The organism is Marinoscillum sp. MHG1-6 (assembly GCF_024714475.1).
Classification (GTDB): domain Bacteria; phylum Bacteroidota; class Bacteroidia; order Cytophagales; family Cyclobacteriaceae; genus JAMZMI01.
This window is the reverse complement of the sequence record NZ_JAMZMI010000003.1, coordinates 345,323-365,699: the sequence shown is the minus strand read 5'-3', so window position 1 is coordinate 365,699 and position 20,377 is coordinate 345,323. Positions and strand designations below refer to the sequence as shown.

At 40.8% G+C, this 20,377-nt stretch carries 8 protein-coding genes; 5 read left to right on the top strand and 3 right to left on the bottom strand.

Annotated elements, in window-relative coordinates; genetic code table 11:
• Positions 1-2: 2 nt before the first annotated feature.
• Both NXR94_RS08755 and NXR94_RS08750 read left to right on the top strand, forming a co-directional pair.
• Positions 3-1,223: a DUF5000 domain-containing lipoprotein gene (locus NXR94_RS08755; protein WP_258104242.1), complete on the top strand. Its 1,221-nt coding sequence runs from the start codon at positions 3-5 to the stop codon at positions 1,221-1,223.
• Between the two features lie 20 nt (positions 1,224-1,243).
• On the top strand, positions 1,244-1,954 hold the full coding sequence (locus tag NXR94_RS08750; protein WP_258104241.1) for a DUF4998 domain-containing protein: 711 nt from the start codon (positions 1,244-1,246) through the stop codon (positions 1,952-1,954).
• A 420-nt stretch (positions 1,955-2,374) separates the two neighbouring features.
• Here NXR94_RS08750 and NXR94_RS08745 read toward each other — a convergent pair whose 3' ends face one another.
• The 3 genes from NXR94_RS08745 to NXR94_RS08735 all read right to left on the bottom strand — a co-directional run bounded on the left by NXR94_RS08745 (position 2,375) and on the right by NXR94_RS08735 (position 9,980).
• Positions 2,375-5,728, bottom strand: a complete 3,354-nt coding sequence (locus NXR94_RS08745) for a glycosyl hydrolase (RefSeq protein ID WP_258104240.1) — start codon at positions 5,726-5,728, stop codon at positions 2,375-2,377.
• Positions 5,729-7,335: 1,607 nt separating this feature from the next.
• Positions 7,336-8,325 carry a glycoside hydrolase family 43 protein gene (locus NXR94_RS08740; RefSeq protein WP_258104239.1) on the bottom strand — a complete coding sequence of 330 codons (990 nt, stop codon included), beginning with the start codon at positions 8,323-8,325 and terminating at the stop codon, positions 7,336-7,338.
• 2 nt (positions 8,326-8,327) lie between these two features.
• Entirely contained in the window at positions 8,328-9,980 is a 1,653-nt protein-coding gene (locus tag NXR94_RS08735; protein ID WP_258104238.1) for a family 43 glycosylhydrolase, read from the bottom strand.
• Between the two features lie 421 nt (positions 9,981-10,401).
• Here NXR94_RS08735 and NXR94_RS08730 point away from each other — a divergent pair, with 421 nt between their 5' ends.
• The 3 genes from NXR94_RS08730 (at position 10,402) to NXR94_RS08720 (ending at position 20,294) form a co-directional block, all read left to right on the top strand.
• A complete protein-coding gene (locus tag NXR94_RS08730; RefSeq protein WP_258104237.1) occupies positions 10,402-12,858 on the top strand; it encodes a sugar-binding domain-containing protein in 2,457 nt (818 codons plus the stop codon).
• 125 nt (positions 12,859-12,983) lie between these two features.
• Positions 12,984-17,042 carry a two-component regulator propeller domain-containing protein gene (locus tag NXR94_RS08725; protein WP_258104236.1) on the top strand — a complete coding sequence of 1,353 codons (4,059 nt, stop codon included), beginning with the start codon at positions 12,984-12,986 and terminating at the stop codon, positions 17,040-17,042.
• A 141-nt stretch (positions 17,043-17,183) separates the two neighbouring features.
• A complete protein-coding gene (locus NXR94_RS08720; RefSeq protein WP_258104235.1) occupies positions 17,184-20,294 on the top strand; it encodes a glycoside hydrolase family 2 TIM barrel-domain containing protein in 3,111 nt (1,036 codons plus the stop codon).
• Positions 20,295-20,377: the final 83 nt, after the last annotated feature.

Below are 20,377 nucleotides of genomic sequence, written 5' to 3'. Positions count from 1 at the left end.
CGATGAAGAGCAATTATTTAATCAAACTTTTGTTGCTGGTGGGGGTTGCGTTCCTTTTCAGTTGCGAAGAAGGGGAGTTTAGAGAGCCACTTGAGAAATCAGATGCGGTACCACAAAATGTGAGTGAAATAACGTTCACAAGCCTTGCTGGGGCGGTTAAGATGTCTTTTACCTTGCCCGATGACCCGAATGTTTCTCACGTAAGTGTAAAATATGAAACCACCTCCGGTATTGAACGTGTATTGACATCCTCCGTTTATTCGAATAGCATTATCCTTGATGGATTTGCTGATCTCGAAGAGCACGAGATTGAAATTTACACGGTTTCCAAAGGCAATGTGAAATCTGAGGTGATCACCAAAAGTGTATCGGCTCTGGAAGCACCTATTTGGAAAGTACAAAGAGAATTGGAGTTTCCGGTTCAGTTTGGAGGGTTCAATATTGAAGGGACGAATGCGGATTCATCTATCGTTTCGGTTCTAATTATGGAAAAAAATGAATTCGATGAGTTCGAAGTAAGTATTACCAAGAGCTTTGCAACGGCTCTAAAGAAGATAGAAAGGAAGATTCGCGGATTGGACACTTCTGTATACGTTTATAAGGTGTTTGTCATGGATAAGTGGAAAAATAGTACGGATACTACCACTATTGAAATAAAACCACTTTTTGAAACGCGGATGCTTAAGGAGAACTATAAGTATTACCCTCTTTCCGGTGATGCGCCTCAGGTATCTAACAATCCGGTAGGGCCGGAAGCGGCATTTGATGGGCGAAATGGTTGGGGCTTTGTAAGCTTTACCACTGATAAGCAACCAGAACTTGGACCTCATATGTTGACCTATGATGTTGGGGAGGAATTTAGGCTAAGTAGATGGTGGTACCAGCCATATCCTGAATTTGGTTGGGATCCTGCTTTAATACAGTATTACTACCTCGCTACGCTGAAAGAGTTTGAAATATATGGCTCCACTGCTCCAAGTGTTTCTGGAGATCTTGATGACAGCTGGACACTGATGGGATCGTTCGTAATAGAAAAACCTTCCGGTGCTGGCTATGGAAAGGATACTCCTGAAGATATTGCCACAGCAGAAGCTGGATTGAGCTTTGAATTTTCTCCTGACCTTCCTAAGGTACGATATATCAGAATTCGTTGTCTGGAAAACTTTGTTGGGGGCCCATACTTTAATATTGGAGAGATGGAGTTCTTTGGTGATCCCAGATAAATAATTTAAAAGTTTTAGAAATGAGATACATAACAAAAGATATTATAAATGCCTTGATAAGATCTTCGGTGTTAGTGCTGATAATTATTTTGATGGGTTCTTGTAATGAACATGAATGGGATGACTTTAGAAAATATTCTGAAGGAGGTGAAATCACCTATCCAGGAAAATTTACCTCCCTGGACATCTTTCCTGGTGAAAATCGACTCAAATTCATGGCGACTTTGAGCCCGGACGCAAGGGTTTCCAAGTTCCGAATATTTTGGAATGACTATGCCGATTCTCTCGAGTATGCGGTGACTAGTGAGATGCGTACAAATGGCTTTGTTGATACCATAGCCATGGAAGAAAGCTTACGTTCTTTCGTGATTCATACCTATGATGACGAGGGCAACATTTCAATACCGGTCACAGAAATTGGGGTTTCTTACGGTGACAAGTATAGAGCTACTATGAAGAAGAAGGAGGTTTCATCAATCACCGCGACAGATTCCAGTACTATTTTATATTGGAAGCCGTTTGATACGTCAACCGGAGCTGAATTAACGCTCCTCGAATATGATTCGAGTGGATTTACCGCCTCTTTTGAGGCTCCTGCAAATGCTGATTCCACTGAGCTAATTGGGTTAACCACCTCAAGTACTGTTAAGTTTTTGACGGAATATCTTCCTAGCGACGACTGTATAGATAAATTCTTTACAGATACCACCAGCTATGAAGTGGTGAGGTAATCTGATAATATCATCATTAAGAGTTTAAAGTCCTGATTTCGATCAGGACTTTTTTGTTTTCTATTCGTACCGAGTCGAAATTATCCTCATTGACAAGTATAGTCCAACAATAAACACGAGGTACTCTGGTCTCAAAAAAGTGATGTGAAATTGTTTTAAAAATCATCGTTATTAGATGTACCATTAGCTATTATCCTGATGAAGGGGCTGACCCGTATTGTTTTACCCAATTTTACAATAAACTTAGAAGTCTTACCGGGAAATGTCGTGATCTTCCCATTGTTGGTTTTATTGACCAACCGGTCAATACTATTTGGAGTGTATAAATGTCACCTGAAATGTTTTAGCAATTATCCTTATCAAGGAGATCGGTAACCCGACTATCCGGGTTAAATGCTAGCCTTAATTGTTTGTTCTTCCCTATTCTACAATAAATTTCGAAGCCTCAGCTCCACCCAAATGCAGAATATAAATCCCTGGCTTCAATTGTGATATAGATATTTGCCCTTCGTAATGTTCTGAAATCACTCTATGTCCGATTAGATCGTATACTTCTATCCTTGTATTTTCAGGAATACCATTGATGTATAATAAATCACGTGCTGGGTTTGGATATACAGTAATGATTGAAGGTTGATGATTATTCAGAGGTAGAGTAGCTGTGAATGACCAGATATCTCCCTTTCCGGTAACTTCCCGCCCATCTGATAAGGTAACCACCTCATCTACTCGCCAGTAATAGGTTTCTCCGGCTGTCAGGGCATCTGGAACAAAGCTCGTGGTTACGTCTGGAAAGGTGGCTTCAAGGAACATATTATTGGGGCTCCTGCTCAGATAGACCTGGTGGGTCTCAGTTCCAAAAGGGTCAGAGGACCACCCCAGATGATTTCCTTGTTTTAAAGTAGACCCATCTGATGGAATGGGGTCACTTGCTTTTGGGAGATTGTAGGTTGTGAATTCCAACTCCTGCCCCGTAATAATGGTGCCATCGCTCTGATATTCATCTATCCGCCAATAATATTTCTGATTGAATTCAAGAGGACCCACGTCTATTTTTCCAATATGTCCTTCCAACTGTGTGAAGTATTCAGGAGGAGACGTCATTCCGAAATAAAGCTGCTGGCCGGTAGAGGCAGGTTTCGGTACCCATGACAGTTTGCTACTAATAACCTCGCTATCATTATTTTCCGGAAAATAGTGATAGTCATGTTGAGCAGAAGAAGTATAAGCGAGACCAGATCGCTTATTGCTGTAATACTCACCTGCAGGCGTCATGACCCATTGGCCCACATCTCCATCCCACATCCAAAATTGTTGATATTGCTCGCATCCAGGCCAAATCGAATACCTTTCTACAAAAGGAGCATCTTCCAGCATATCCACCCAGTCCTTGATTACGGCTTCTTGTTGCTCATAGGTGGTAGGTTTACAGCCGGCATCTGACCAGTTACATCCATTATTAAATTCGGTTATCCATACGGGTAGACCATTAGGGTCATACACTTTGGAAACTTCATGTACACCATTCAGGAAATGATAAAATTGTTGTGTTGATTGGCATCCCAGATAAAAATGGATGGCCACGGCATCAACTCTATAGTTATTCGCCTTACATTGTGTTAGGAAATCCTCGAGCCACCAGACGCCACCATCAGTAGGGGCGGGGCTTACCATTCTCAGACCCGTGGCTAACAATGCGGGATAATTTGAAATGGCGTCTGCGACTGTTGAATAACCGTCATCGACTGAATTATCAGGTTCATTGTAGTAGAGCAGATTGGTGACATTCTTCTTCGTGTAAGGGAGTCCCGGCCAACCGGGATTATGTTTCAATGGAACATACTCTACATTAAGGGAAGACTCTTCACCTGCCTGATCACAGTGACAATAAACCCATTGTGAGCTGGTGTTTTGTCCATCCCAGGCATTACCAACATACCCTTTACGGTTAACCCACCGCCATGGAAATACCCTGATAAAGGATACGGTGTTGACCAGCCCCGTTTCCATGGTATTGATCACAATATCTTCTTCATCGGCGATATAGACCTTACTGGCGCCTGTGCCATCCGTATTCTCTGAAAATGAAGCCATGTACCCTTTTTTGAGCAAAAAGGACTCTATGTTGTTATCAAAGGTGCCGAGAGATTCTCTGGGTGATGCTGTGTACGCATCGGCCTCTTTGTAGTAGGTGTATAGACTTAGTTTTTTAGAGTCTCCTGTCAAACTTGCTCCCGAATAAACAGTCAGTGGTTGATAAGTGCTCGGGTGACCGATAATCACACTTCCCACACCATGTTGAACCAACCTTACATTTTGATCCGGTACCGCGGCCTGTCCATTGATGGTAATATTTGGGAAGTATTTGTCATAGAGTGTTTGTGGTAATACGTTGGGAAAATAGATCCAAATGTTTTCGGAGGTCAGGTTTAGCTTTGAGCCCGGGATAGGATTAGCATCATCCAGAATATACCATTCTATGTTATCCTGTAATTCATATTTACCCAGAGGTAATTGATCAAAAGTCTTTTGGGAATTGCTGACTATGGTGTCTGTCATGGGGACACTTCCCACAAAAAATTGGTAGGTTTTAATATCTCCATTTTCAGCAGTGATTTCAACTTTATCCTTAGTAATCAGAATATGACTCGGTTCAAGTTCTGTTCCTGCCCCGTTAAGCAATCGAATACTAGAAAAGGATGGAATTTTTACGCCTGACAGGAATTGAGAAGCTGTCAGGTCATTATATAAATCATTGATGATGGAAGGGCCATGGAGGATTTCTGCATTGAAGGCCCATTTCACATAATTGTCATCACTGATCGGTCGAACCACGAGTTGATAAAGTTTCACAGCACTTCCGGTGATTCTCAGAGTCATATCACTGTTAACGACCGTTGTAAGATCTGTGATTTTATTTTGATTACTATCCAGAATGTCCGCTTCTGCATTTTTTGAGATCGTTAGTCCGTCAAGGAAGTCCTGAACTGTAATTGGAGAAAGGTTTTTGATTTTGTCATCGTATGAATCCAAATTCCCATAGGTGGTTGCAATTAATTCTGGTGATGAAAAGTATGATAGTGCTTTGTTACTAATAATTGGTGCGGATAATATCCCCTCGTAGATGTTAAATTGATCTATTGACCCCAGCCACGTGGGATCATCAGTATAACCACCCTTGCATAAATAAGCTGAAAGGTTGCTGATGTTTTCGAGCTTATTTTCGGAGCTCAAACTAACGGACCCGGTCTGACTTCCGTCAATGTAAAGGGTAAGGCTTGAATTGTTCAGTGTAAGGACAATATGATGGAGTTCGTTATCCTCCAAAACACTTGCAGTGATGTTAGTTTCTGCGGTCCAGGGAGAGCTGCTGTTAAGACAGCTTATTCCTACCTTGGTTGTTCCTCCATTTTTCGGTGAAAAAAACAAATAGTCAGCGCCATAATTTTCACCTGTAGTTCGCCCAAAGTAGAAGAGCATCGTATTCCAGGCATTTCCTGAAGGAGTTTGTATCATGGCTTCAAAGGAAGCCTGTGTGTATTGATTAATATTAATCTTATCAGCAGGTAATTCTATATAATTACCCTGCAAGGTTGCTGAATAACGACCATTTTCTACGATACCGCCATGAATAATCCCATCAGCGTTACCAATGATGTCCTGAGCATCACCCTCGTCAAAGGTATAAGAATGCTTAAGCGTTTGTGCGTGAATAAGATCCATTGATGTGACTCCTAATACACCAGAGAGAATTATTAGCGTAATGATTCTCATAGAAGAATGGATTATATGGGGTGACTGCTTCATTTGTTGTGTTTGTGTCATAAAAGCTTCCTTATAATTAGAAAGAGTGAAATGGTGGATATGATACGATACTTTGGACGCTTATTTATAGGGGACATCTACAACTCATGAATGCTAATACTTCATGCGTTTCATGAAAAAAATTATTTTTTTCTGTATCATATTAAACAATATGCTCTTTTAATGTATGAAAGAGGTTGATGAGGATGAATATACCTTTCGATACTCCGAAGAGAAGTATTGCATCTAACGAAAAAAACGGGTTTCAACTAGCAAAAAATATTGATGAAATGTGTGCTGCTGTATAGAGTTACACATTTTATAATCAATGAGAGAAATTAATGAGTTGGCGATGCACTATGAATATTCGGGTTCGAAAAACTTTAAGAGACATTAATCTTATTTTTAGGTGTTCTGCTTCCATTGGCAAAACATTATCGGTTTAGTTTATTTAAGGGTTAAATGGAAGATAAAGGTCTGAGTGGGTTCTCAGACCTTTTCTTTTTTTGCTTTATCACAATTGACAATGAATTCGGATCAATCCGAAAACCTGTGGGATATTTAAGAAAATTAATATTCTAAAGAATCAGGGTGAAATGTGCACTGGGGGTCATCCAGTGTCGGTGAGGATATCTTATGAATAGTGGGATATCCCTTTTCCACATCTCCTCCCAAGATTGAATATCCCTTCCATTTGCCATGATGCAAACTGAAGTCAAAAATCAAGGCTGTGAAGTAATTCCGGAAATTCAAATTCAATAGGTAATGAATCCAAAACTCATCCCGACGTTATCGGGACTCAAACAATGGATTCAAAAATAGGTATCCAAATATTTGAATTTCTGATCGGAATTCCTTCAATGCCGAAGACCTCTATGACGGGTAACAAGAAATTGTTTGAAAAATCATGACATGACTAGTGTCACTTTTAAGGGCAATCATATACAATGAAGAGATGTAATCAATTCTACATTTCTGTTAGTGGTTTTCACGGATGAATACAATCTCCCCACAATTTTATTGCTTGATCCCAAGCTTTGGATCAATGCGATAACCTATGGCGTAACCTGAAAAACCATAAGAGGCCTTTTATACCACCTAGAACTCAAAGGACACAGTGGATAATTCTTGTCATTAAATCTGCTATGAGGCTTCAGTCAGGTTTGTATCTGTTTGCTCTGTGTTATCCGTGGTTAGAGAAAAGGAGAAAACGCTCATCTCAGAATGGCTCCATATGGAATGTACAATTTCTCAAGCAATCGCCTGGCTGAGCCGAGACATTCATATGTTGTCGTTTAATCCTTAATTCTAACACAAACGAAATTTAGGGCCATAAATGAATAATAACGGTTACCGGATTGTGCCCTGTCATGGCTACAAGCCATTATAATTCCTTCACTCGGGATACCTGAGCGAGTAATGGTGTTAAGTTAAGCCTATAGAGATTGTCGTTTCATCAAAGGAGAAATCTTCCTTTAATTTTGTACTGTCTATTAATGAGGATGATCTCTCATTCTTCGAGATGACATCTTTAACTTAATGACATTGCCGAATCGAGTGCTTGGGGTAAGGATAGATTACCGAAGTTCCTTCTTGATACGAAGTTCTTTACCCGTGTCAATCAATTCGAAAATTCTGGGTTGAGATTTCTTATTATTAGGGCTGTGTAGTACGGTCATGAGCTTCCCATCGAAAGACTCGAAAAGCATTCCATGACCACCGTCATTTGAGTAAATTGCCTCTTCCTGATGGGTCCATGGGCCGTCAAGTTTACCACTTTCAGAAAAGGAAACCCCCATTTTATAAGTGTCGTTACAAAAGCTGGTCCATATCATCATTAATCGACCGTTCTTTCCAAATCGAAGATAAGGGCCATCGGTAATATAGCTTCCTTCTTTTTCAGTAACACAAACCCACGGTCCATCACTTCCTCTGAGTATAAGTTTTGGTTCCCCAATGACCTCGGAAAGATCATCTTTTAATGGTAAGTATTCAATGGTCCCGTTGGAGATTTGAACCCATTCGTGCGCATAAACAATATAAGGATTTCCGTCTTCTTCCCATAAGGTGGCATCCAGGGTCATCATTTCCGGAGGAAGTGTGGATTCATCACTGAAGGGTTCAAATGGACCTGTAGGAGAATTGCTTACTAAAACTTGAGACCCCCTTTTGACTCTTGGTCGCCAATTATGCCATTGTTCTTCTAATAGATCATTGGTATTGATGGTTAGGAAGAGGTAATACTTGCCCTTGTAGGCATGCAGTTCCGGTGCCCAAATGTTGACAATGTCGGCATCACTCCAAAAGCCATCCGGGATGGTAAAGATTCTGGTAGGGTTTTCCCAGTTGATCAGATCTTTGCTTCTGTAACTAAGCACCGATTTTCCACCCGGCCCTACCATGTAGTAGTAGCCTGAAGTGGTGTCTGGTAGGATGCACACATCCCGCCAGTTCATATCCTTTAACTTAACATTTTGAGGAGGATTTGATCCAAATTGACCATAAGTGAAGAATCCCAGAAAAGTCAGGCAGATAAACGCTGACAGTCGTAAGTTGATAATTATCATAATTAGGGCATTATCTTTTCTACACCTTCGGAGGTCATCTGGATTCTTTTGATTGTGCCATCCGGATTATGATATAAATAGTCAATACACACTGATCGTAAGTAGCTGCCACCAATTCCCCCATTATGGTACACAAAATACCAATCGCCTTTATACTTTACAATGGCCTGATGGTTAGTATTGGAGTTTCCTGCCAGTTCATTTAGTATGCCACCAAACTCCCATGGTCCTTCGATACTTTTGCTTCGTGCGTAGGCTGTTTTTTCCGGCCATTGGTAGGCATATGATAAATAGTACCAGTCACCATTTTTGTGAATCCACGGGGCCTCTGTAAAGTTCGGTAGGTCAACGGCGATGATGTCGCCATCCAACTCAATCATGTTGTCCTTAAGTTTGGCGTAGTAGCACTGGGTGTTTCCCCAAAATAGATAGGCCTGTCCATCATCGTCGATCCATACCGTCGGGTCAATATCATCCCATGAAATGCCAGTCCACCTAGTGGTCATGTCATTGGTAATAATCGCACTGCCACGGGCATCTTCAAATGGTCCGGTTGGTGAATCTGAAACAGCTACCCCAATTGCCTTTCCACTTCCTGAAGCGTGCTCGGCGGAGACGTACCAATAGAATTTTCCATCTCTTTCTATCACCTGCGAAGCCCATGATGAATTGTCTTTTGTCCAATTGAATGTGTTAGCTTTCAATGGTACCGGGTGCTCATACCATGTTTCCATGTCTTCGCTTGAGAAAACGCACCAGTTTGGCATATTATAATAAGATCCGTCTCCAATATCCTGACCGGAGTAAATGTAGAAAACACCATCGTGAACGAGTGCAGCAGGGTCAGCGGTATATTTATGTCTTATGATTGGGTTTCCGGAGCTAACGAATTTCTTAGGCTTTGAAAGGTATTTTTCAACTGTTGCATTCAGGGCCTTCAAATCGTTTGATAGCTTGATCACTTGTTTAGCTGAAAGCGCTTTGGAATAAACCCTGAAATCAGCAATGGAGCCCTTAAGGTAGGCATCTCCATTGTAAGGTGATCTGCCTAAAAAGTTATATTGAGTTTGTCCGAGTTCAGCAGGTGTAATGTTAATGTTGTTAGTGGATTGTACTTTTCCATCCAGGTATATCGTTCCTGTTTTTCCCTTTTGGGTATAAACCACATGTTTCCATTGTTGTTTAGTTAATGGGGAGTCCATTCCAAAAGATACGTCTTCACGGTAATCCGTTTTCGTGATGGAATACTCCTGGTTTTTGGCGGAATAAAAAATACAACCATTTCGATCGCTGGCGATGTCATCGCTGTTCGAAAAAGTCCATATGAAATTCCCATTCGCCTCAAGATTGCTAGACTCATCAACTAATACATACGTGGATACTGAAAAATCTTCCATACTATTGATAAGTTGACCAGCCTTTTCACCCATATCCAGGTATCCATTGCTAAGACCAAGGTTCAATAAAGCGTATTGGCCAATATTGTCTACGTAAGCATTGTTTTTGAGCGTTCCGCTATAGCCGTTGCCCGAAATGTCTGGTATGACGGTTTCATATTTTGCCGTTTTGAAATCATAATGTAGTTCGAGGTTGCCACTTTGCGCAAATGACAAGGAAGCAAAAAAGATCAATGCAACAGGGAATGTGATTTTCATTTTCATTTGAATGTATGGTACTGTGTCTTATTTAAATGATAAGGCAAATATGATACCTCATGCCCGATTTGCCTACATCAGCTGAAAGTCGAATTTTGATGGAGTAATACCAAGAAAACGAGATTTTTTACAGTATTTTTTGAGATGAAGGATAGTTGTAATCTGTTGCTATATTATATGTACAGGTCAACCAGCAATCAAATCTCCTGTCAGTCCTATTCTTGTTTGAAGAAAAATCTTCAAACCCATGTAGCAAAATGGGAATAATGTGCTTTATATACTTGGGAGCGTGAGTATCACTAGCAAAGCATTGCTTACCAGGTGGTGTTAGATTGATCCCTTGTAGAAAATTTTTATCAGCATTATACGAATTATGGCATTATTGACCTTATTTAAATCGTTTTTTACCCAATTCGAAGGATTGAGACGTTTGCATTTTAACAGCGCTATCTATTTAACACCATCAGCAATTACTTTTTCACTGTCAATTATATGGCTGCTGGCTAGTTGCCAGGCGAATGTGATCGCACAAATACCCGAAAGGAAACAGACATTAGACTATGACTGGAAGTTTCGACTCGGAGATGTATCCGAAGCAAAAGATGCAGATTTTGATGATTCAGATTGGCGTGAATTAAATCTTCCTCACGATTGGAGTATTGAAGGTAAAATTGCCGCAGATAACTCTATGGGTAACGATGGAGGGTATTTTCCAGCTGGCATTGGTTGGTATCGAAAAACTTTTGTAGTCCCAAATGAATCGGAAGGCGATCTGATCTCCATTTATTTCGAGGGTGTGTATATGAATTCCGAGGTGTTTATTAATGGTCTATCGCTTGGCATACACCCTTATGGTTATACCTCATTTTCCTATGACCTTACTCCATATATCAACTATGGAGGTGAGAATGTCATCGCAGTAAGAGTGGATAATTCGGAACAAAAAAATAGTAGATGGTATAGTGGGTCCGGTATTTATCGTCACGTTTGGCTTCAGGTAACTGATCCTGTCCATTTAGCGCAATGGGGAGTGACTATTACCACTCCAGAGGTCAGTCCGGATAGGGCGAGTGTTGCTATTAGCTCATTGATTAAGAACGAAACTAAAAAGCAAGGGAAACTTACAGTTGAGACTATACTTTATGGTGACTCAGGAATACAGGTAGGCACAGGCAAATCAACCATTAAAATAGCCGCTAATACTGAAATAGAGGTGGCTCAATCCATTACCATCGAAGATCCAAAGCTGTGGTCACCAGAAGCTCCAAATCTTTATACGGCAAGAGTGCATATTCTTAATAAAAAAGGTGACCTGATTGATGAAAGCATTGAGACTTTTGGAGTAAGGAGTATTAAGATTAGTGCCGAAGAGGGATTTGTACTAAATGGCAAGTCGATCATTCTAAATGGAGGCTGTGTACATCATGATAATGGTTGCCTCGGAGCAGCGGCTTATGACCGAGCTGAAGAACGTAAAGTTGAGCTTTTGAAGGCTGCAGGTTATAACGCGGTGAGGACCGCACATAACCCGCCATCCGAAGCGTTCCTGGATTTTTGTGACCGTCTAGGTCTTTTGGTAGTTGATGAATCATTTGATGGCTGGCGTGAAAGCAAAACGACCCACGATTATTCAAAATATTTTGACGAATGGTGGAAAAAGGATGTTCAGTCAATGGTGCTTCGAGATCGTAATCATCCCTCTATCATTATGTGGAGTGTGGGAAATGAGATTATTGAGCGATTGAAGCCCGAGGCCGTGGAAACGATGACCAAGCTCAAAAAAGCTGTTTACGAATGTGATACTACCAGGGCAGTAACTTCAGCAATGACTTCCTGGAATCAGGGTTGGGATGTGTTTGATCCTTTGATGGATGCTCATGATGTTTGTGGCTATAATTACATGTTGCACGAAGCCGAAAAAGATCATGAACGTGATCCAGATAGAATCATTTTTCAATCTGAAAGTTATCCAAAAGACGCTTTTTGGGTGTGGGACATGTCTCAAAAGCATAAATATGTGATTGGTGATTTTGTTTGGACGGCTATTGATTATTTGGGGGAATCCGGTATTGGTCGTTACCATTATTCGTGGGAGCCTGGCGGGCAGCATTGGGAAAAAGATTTTTACCCTAATCATGGAGCGTATTGTGGAGATATTGATCTGGTTGGTTGGAGAAAACCCATCAGTCATTATCGATCCTTACTGTGGAATGATGAGGAGAAGTTATATATGGCTGTCAAGGAACCAAATCCAAAGGATGGTGAGATTCATGTTACCTGGTGGGGTGTTTGGCCTACATGGGAGAGTTGGACATGGCCAGGGCGTGAAGGAGACACAATGGAAGTAGAAGTGTACTCGAAATATCCTGCCGTAAGGTTGTACCAGGATGGAGCATTAGTGGGAGAGGAGCTCACAGGTAAGGAACAGGAGTTTAAGGCCACTTTTGCTGTCCCTTATTCGGAGGGAATGATTAAAGCTGTAGCTGTAGAAAACGGGGAGGAGCGTGAGACTGTTAAAATGAAAACGGCTGGTAAGGCTACCGGTATTAGTCTTAAGGCTGATCGAAAAGTAATAAAAGCAAATGCTCAGGATCTTGCGTTCGTAACAGTGGAAATTGTGGATCAGGATGGAAATGTTCAACCAAATGCGGAGAACCTGCTTGAGTTTAGTATTAATGGTCCTGGGATAATTGCAGGAGTGGATAATGCCAATTTGAGTGATAGTGATCCTTACGTGGCAAAATCCAGAAAGGCCTGGAAAGGTCGTGCGCTGGTAGTCATAAGGAGTACACGAGAAGAAGGTGATATTGTATTGACGGTTACATCACAAGAGTTACCTGAATCCAGGATCAAGATCAGTTCGGGATTGGTGGAGTAATTTCGGTCTACCGTGTTGAGTGATATGAAAATTAGTTTTACTGCGATTGAAGAGGTGTAGGTAATCAATCTCAAACTCATGGAAGGAGTTATTAGTTAACTTTATACGATGATAGTTATCACATTATGATTGACCCATTTATTAAAATCAGACAAGGAATTACAACCATGTTGATTCTCATTGGTCTGGTGGGATATGCGCAGCAAACCCTGTTTACACAGTACAAATTCAACAGGCTCAATGAAGCGGATGGATTGACAAATAATGTAATTAACGACATCGTTCAGGATACTTTGGGGCAAGTTTGGGTGGCTACCAATGAAGGATTATTTCGTTATGAGGGTTTTGGTTTTCAGGCATTTATAAAAGATAAAAGCAATGCCACTGCATTGCCAAATAATGCTATTACCAAATTACACCTAGATCACCGGAATAATATATGGTTGATGACTGATGATGGGGTTGCAATCTATAGCTACCAGTCAGATATCATTGAGCGCTTTATGCCAGAGGATATACAGGGAAGAATTGGTGCCATGACTATCGATGGGCAGGGGGATTATTATTTTGGGGAATTCGACGGAGGTATTTCAAAAGTTGCGAATGGGGAGTACACGAAGCTGAATCTGTTTCATGAAGAAAGTGGAATCGATTTTGGTCAATATAGCGTCTTTAACCTGGAATGTATTGGAAATTTCCTTTGGGCAACAGTAAGTGATTTGGGCGTTATTTGCTATAATCTTCACACTGGGGAAATAGAACTTTTTAGCTCTTATGAAATTACGGGTTGGGAGAAGGTGAAGTATTTCGACCTCCGTATCGACTCAAAAAATCATGTTTGGGTGGGGACTGAAGCCGGGGTTTTTTCACTTCGGTATCAAAGTAATGGAACAAGGCATGTAGATCGTAGATTAGCTGATATCTTGCCTCAAGATGATTATCTAGCCACCTTTAGGGATAAGGAGGATATACTTTGGATAGGTTCCAGGCACCAGGGGCTATTTAAGGTCCAAATCGAGAATAATGATGGATATCAATTGCTAAATCGCTTCACCTACAGAGATGACGAGAGAGGCGTATCATCAGGAGCCATTAGCTCAATTTTTCAGGAAAGTAGCGGCCTGTTATGGCTGGGTACCCATAATGGAGGTGTTAATATTTTTAATCCCAAAGGAGAGGTGGTAAGAATGGTGAAAAAGGAAGCTTTTACTTCAAGTAGTTCACTGCCACTATCAAATGTTTGGGGTTTATGTGAGTCCAATAATGGTAATATTTGGGTTGGGATGGATGGCGCAGGCCTGAGTTTGTTAAATCCTTTCAACGGTCAACTGAAAAATAATCTAATACCGGAACTGGAATCTGGTGCTGTTCTCGGAGTGCTCGAGGATTCGAAAGAAAGAGTTTGGGTGGGTACCTATGCCAATGGGATCTACTTGTATGAAAGGAGTTTCAGTGTGGAGAAAAGAAAACATTTCACTGTAGATAATTCCAGTTTGATGGTTAATGATATAAGATGTTTTTATGAATCAGTTAAAGGGGATATATACATCGGTACCAATCAGGGAGGTATGTATGTTTATGATGAAAAAAACGAGCGTTTAGAATTCATCGAGTCAACGAATAATCTTGATATTAGATCCATTGCTTCAACTGGGTCAGGCTATTTGTATTTAGGTACCTACGGGCGAGGAATACTTAAATACCATATAGGTAGTCACATCATTGAGTCTACAGTATGGAATGAAAATGAAATTCGCAGCCAGGATGTAGTTTTTGATCTTGAAACAGATGGATCGTATATCTACGCAGCCACCCAACATAGTGGTGTGGTTATTTATGATTCAAAATCCGATGAGTTTGTTCAGCATGAAGCACTGGACGCTTTGTCTGGACGGTCAGTATCTGCAGTAAAAATGGATGGAGATGATAATCTTTGGATTACTACGAATACAGGAGTACTGATGTATAATGAGGAATTGCCTGAGCTGTTTCAATTTGGAATAGAAGATGGGTTTCAATCCGGGCATTTCAATTTTGGCTCCACATTATTCACTACGAATGGGTTTATGGTGATGGGAGGAATTTATGGGATGAATCTGTTTTATCCAAATGAGCTGATCTCTAAAAAATCAACGTCTGAGATTGTTTTGAATCAACTCAAGATATCGGATAAGGTAGTGAATCCTGAAAACTCAGAGGTGTTTCCCAATGGTAAAAGTATCTTTCTGACCGATAAAATAGTACTCCATCATTTGGATAATATTTTCTCCATCCAGTTTTCTTTTCCTGGTTTTACCACTCATAAAAAAAGCGATTTTGTTTACATGCTGGAAGGGTATGAAAGTCAATGGCAATATGGAGCTGAATCGAATCTCGCTACTTATCGAAATGTTCCTCCGGGTCATTACACTTTCTGGGTAAAGAGTGTCAATGGGAACACTCAAAGATCACTTGAAGTGATCATTACCCCACCATATTGGAAAACATGGCAGGCCTATTTCATCTATTCCATTCTGGTTATTCTCATCATCTGGCGACTGAATAAGTTTAACAACAGCAGGATCGTATTGCGTCAGAAGCTGACTTTTGAACAGGAACTCAGGGAAAAGGAGCACAACGTAATGCAGGAGAAATTGAGGTTTTACACCAATTTTTCTCATGAACTCAAAACACCCTTGACCTTAATTCAGGGACCGGTTAATGATCTCTTAAGATCTGCACAGAATAAAAGGGATCAGAGGTACCTCAGTCTAATCAAAAAGAATACCGCGATCATACTGAAGTTCATCAACAGAATGCTTGAATTCCGTAAGATCGAAATGAACAAAACCACCCTCAATGTGGGTAAGCATGATCTTAAGTTTCTAGCTCAGGAAGAAGCAGAAAGTTTTGCCTATTTGGCTAAAGAAAGAGGGGTGAAGTTCGGGTTTTATTGTGAAAATGAACTGGAAGCATGGCTCGATTTGGAAAAAATTCAGATTGTTTTGAACAACCTATTATCGAATGCTTTGAAATTTACTCCGGAAGGAAAGAGTGTTCATTTTGGGGTTCATGAAAATAACGCCGAGATAATCATTGAGGTGAAAGATGAGGGAGTTGGAATTAAGAGTCACGAATTATCTGAAATATTCTCTCCTTTTTATCAGGCAAGCAATTCCTATGGTACGGGAGGCTCAGGAATTGGATTGGCCTTGAGTAAGAGTTTTGTAGAACTTCATATGGGGACTATTGATGTAGAAAGCTCCGAGGGGGATGGTACAAAATTTACGATTCGCATACCTTCAGGAAAAGAGCGGTTTGAAGGCAAAGACTATGTGAGGTTCATTGATGATGTAAAACGACAAACTGATCTCATTGCTTCTGAGGACCATGGACATGAAGAGATAGAGAGTCTACAAGAAAAGGAGAACGAGAAGATGCTTCTCGTTGTAGATGATAACAAGGATATTTTAACCTATGTGGAGTCATTATTTGATCAGGAATTTAAGATCATAAAGGCAGAAAATGGGAAAGAGGCTTTTGAGTTTGCGATCAATAATACCCCCGATATCATCATCTCTGATTTGATGATGCCGGGAATGGATGGCATTGAGTTTTGTAAAAAGATCAAATCGAATATTTCTACGAGTCATGTGCCTCTGATTATGCTTACCGCTAAGGATTCGAAGCAGGATAAGATCAAAGGCTATGATGTAGGTGCCGATGGATATGTAACAAAACCATTCGCTTCCGAAGTTTTAATTGCTCGTGTAAATAGCCTCGTGAAAAATCGTGAAATGCTCGAGCTACGATATGAATCCAATGATCTGATAGATCGTAATGCTTCAGGTAGTTCACGAGAGGTGGAGTTCGTATTGGAGGCAGAGCGAATAACTCTTCAAATGTTAGAGGAGTCAGAGTTTAGCGTTCCGTTGTTGTGTAAAGAGCTGGGAATGAGTCAGAGTGCGTTGTATCGCAAAATCAAATCCCTGACAGGAGTTTCTATTCAGGTTTTTATTCGAAAGATCCGAATAAAGAGAGCGGCACAGCTGTTGCTGTCTGAAGATATGACAGTTTCTGAAATAGCCTTTTCATTGGAGTTTTCTGATTTGAAATATTTTAGGAAATGTTTTAAGGAGCAATTTGGGCTGAGTCCGTCGGAGTATAGAGCCAATAATCTTGCAACTTCTGACAATAATGAATAGTGCCTATGTTTTGAATGATGACAGCCCCATTCCAGGTAAAATTTTCCTGAATATTTGAAGTGACATTTTTTTAAGCTTTTGTCTGACAATGATCAGAGGCATGAAATGAATTATGACAATAAATAATCTTATTAACATCAAATGAATTTGAAATCTTTACTGCTGACTGCAGGCCTAATAGTATCAACCCAGGTATATTCGCAAGGGATAAATGAATGGGAAAATCCACAAGTTTTTGAACGAAATAAAGAGTCCGGTCATGTTGACTTTATTGCCTATGACAATAGTTTGGATGCGAGAAAGGATGAATTTGAAAATTCAGCCTATTTCAAATCTTTAAATGGAACTTGGAAGTTCAACTTTGTTGATAAACCTGCTGACAGGCCTAAAGATTTCTACAAAAAGGATTTTGATGACGCTAAGTGGGCCAATATCACCGTGCCTTCAAACTGGGAACTGGAAGGTTTTGGTATACCTGTATATACCAATATCAAATATATGTTTCCGAAGAACCCACCCTTCGTCGATAATGAAAATAATCCTGTTGGGACCTATCGAAGGAGTTTTCAAATTGGATCTTCCTGGATGGATAGGGCAGTGATTCTGAATCTGTCATCAGTTTCGGGGTATGCTCGCGTTTTTGTGAATGAGAAGGAAGTGGGAATGACGAAAGTGGCAAAATCACCAACAGAGTTTGAGGTGACGGACTACCTGAAACAGGGGGAGAATAATATCGCGATCCAGATATTCAAATATCATGACGGTAGTTACATCGAAGATCAGGATTTCTGGAGATTGAGTGGACTTGAGCAAGATGTGTTTTTATACGCACTGCCAAAATTGTCCATTTGGGATTTTTTCCTGAAGGCAAGTTTGGATGATAGTTATCAAAATGGTGTGTTCAGTGCAGAGGTAGATTTACGTGCCTTTAATGAGAGTGCCGCTAAATCAGGCGCTTTAAAATTGGAATTGATTCCTGTTGGCGGAACTGAGCCTGTTTATTCAAAGGAGCAGTCATTCAATGATATTGCAGGAAGTATCAATTTTAGCGCCACCATTAAAAATGTAGCTCGATGGAGTGCGGAGACTCCAAATTTATATGATTGTGTACTCACGCTCAAAAATGCCCAGGGTGAGGTGACTATGGTTACTTCGGAGCAGGTAGGTTTCCGTACCGTGGAAGTGAAGAATGCGCAGTTGATGGTGAATGGAGTGGATATTTTGGTGAAAGGTGTGAACTTGCATATTCATGATGACGAATTGGGACATGTTCCAACCAAGGAGATGATGTTGAAGGACATTCGTCTGATGAAACAAAACAATATCAATGCAGTGCGAACAAGCCATTACCCTCAAAACCCGATGTGGTATAAGCTGTGTGATAAATATGGTTTGTACCTGGTGGATGAGGCGAATATTGAGACCCATGATATGGGAGCTGAGTGGCAGTCGCCATTCGATAAGAGTGTACACCCGGCGTATTTGGAAGAATGGGCGCCAGCGCATAAGGATAGAATAAGGCGACTGGTCGAAAGGGATAAAAATCACCCATCGGTGATCATATGGTCGCTAGGTAATGAGTGCGGCAATGGGCCGGTCTTCTATGAAGCTTATGACTGGATCAAGGACAAGGACAATACGCGACTAGTGCAATTTGAGCAGGCAGGGGAGAACAGAAACACGGATATTGTATGTCCGATGTACCCATGGTTTGATCACATGCAGCGATATGCGGATGCAACTGATAAAACCAGACCTTTTATTATGTGCGAATATTCTCACGCTATGGGTAATAGCAATGGTAATTTCCAGAAGTACTGGGATATGATCATGGGCAGCAAACACATGCAGGGCGGATTTATTTGGGATTGGGTAGATCAAGGATTGAAAACGCAAGATGATAATGGTACTTATTGGGCTTATGGAGGTGATTTGGGAGGCCTCAATCTGCAGCATGATGAGAACTTCTGTGCTAATGGAGTGGTTTCCGCTGATAGAACTCCCCATCCGGGTCTTACCGAAGTGAAGAAAGTGTATCAGAATATTCTCTTCAGTCTGAAAGACGAATCAGGTGTCTTAGCGATAAGGAATCTGTTCGACTTCACTAACCTGAACAAGTATCAGTTCAAATACGAAGTGCTGAAGAGTGGAAAAGTGATAAAAACCGATGATTTCAATGTAAAAGCTGCACCTCACACTACGGTGAGTAAAAAAATCAAGCTGCCTAAAATATCCAACGGTGCGGAGTATTTACTCAATGTATACGCTTACACGAAATCTGCTACCGAAATGATCCCGGCAAATCATGAGATAGCCAGAGAGCAGTTCAGTCTTACTGATCCTGTATTCAATTCTGTGGCCAGGGGAGAACTGACAGTCAAAGAAGACGGCAATAAGGTGAAATTTAGTTCTGGTGATGTGTCTGCTACTTTCAATAAAGGATGGGGAGGATTTGAAAATTATACTAACGGAGATGTATCGCTCAAGAAAATGCCTGAGCCATATTTCTGGCGTGCGCCAGTTGATAATGACTTCGGAAATGAAATGCCTTCAAGGCTGGGGGCCTGGAAAACTGCTCACAACAACAAAGACCTGAAATCGGTTGAGGTTGGTGAACAAACCGAGGCTGGAGTGTCCATAAAAGTTGTTTATGAATTGACAGACCTCAATGTGCCTTATACCATTAATTATATGGTACAGAACGATGGTTCTATCAAGGTGACCTCTACGATTGATATGGCTGGTGACCGTCGGCCCGATGAAATTCCACGTGTTGGAATGCGTATGACTCTTGATGGAAACTATGATGACCTGACGTATTACGGAAGAGGGCCAGAAGAGAACTATTCTGATAGAAAAACAGCAACCTTCCTGGGTATTTGGAAACATAAGGTCAGCGAGGATAAAATGCCTTATATCCGTCCTCAGGAATACGGATATCACACGGATACCCGATGGATAAAACTTGCTTCAAAAAAAGGCAGTGCAATTATGATTGAAGGTGCACAGCCACTCTCCTTTAGTGCTTTGAATATCAAAACCGAGGATTTAGATCCTGGTTTAACCAAGAAGCAACAGCATCCGACAGATTTGAGGTACTCAAAAGATATCACCTTGCATGTAGATCTTGGTCAGCGAGGAGTTGGTGGAGACAACAGCTGGGGTGCTTATCCTCATGAAGAGTTTTTAATGAAAGATGGCAAGTATACCTATAGCTATGTTATTAAGCTGATTAATGCTTCAAATGAGTAAATTATTGTATGCAGAAGCAGTTTAGTAAACCTACTATTTAACTATTTGGTATAAGCCTCAATGTTTCGTTGAGGCTTTGCTAT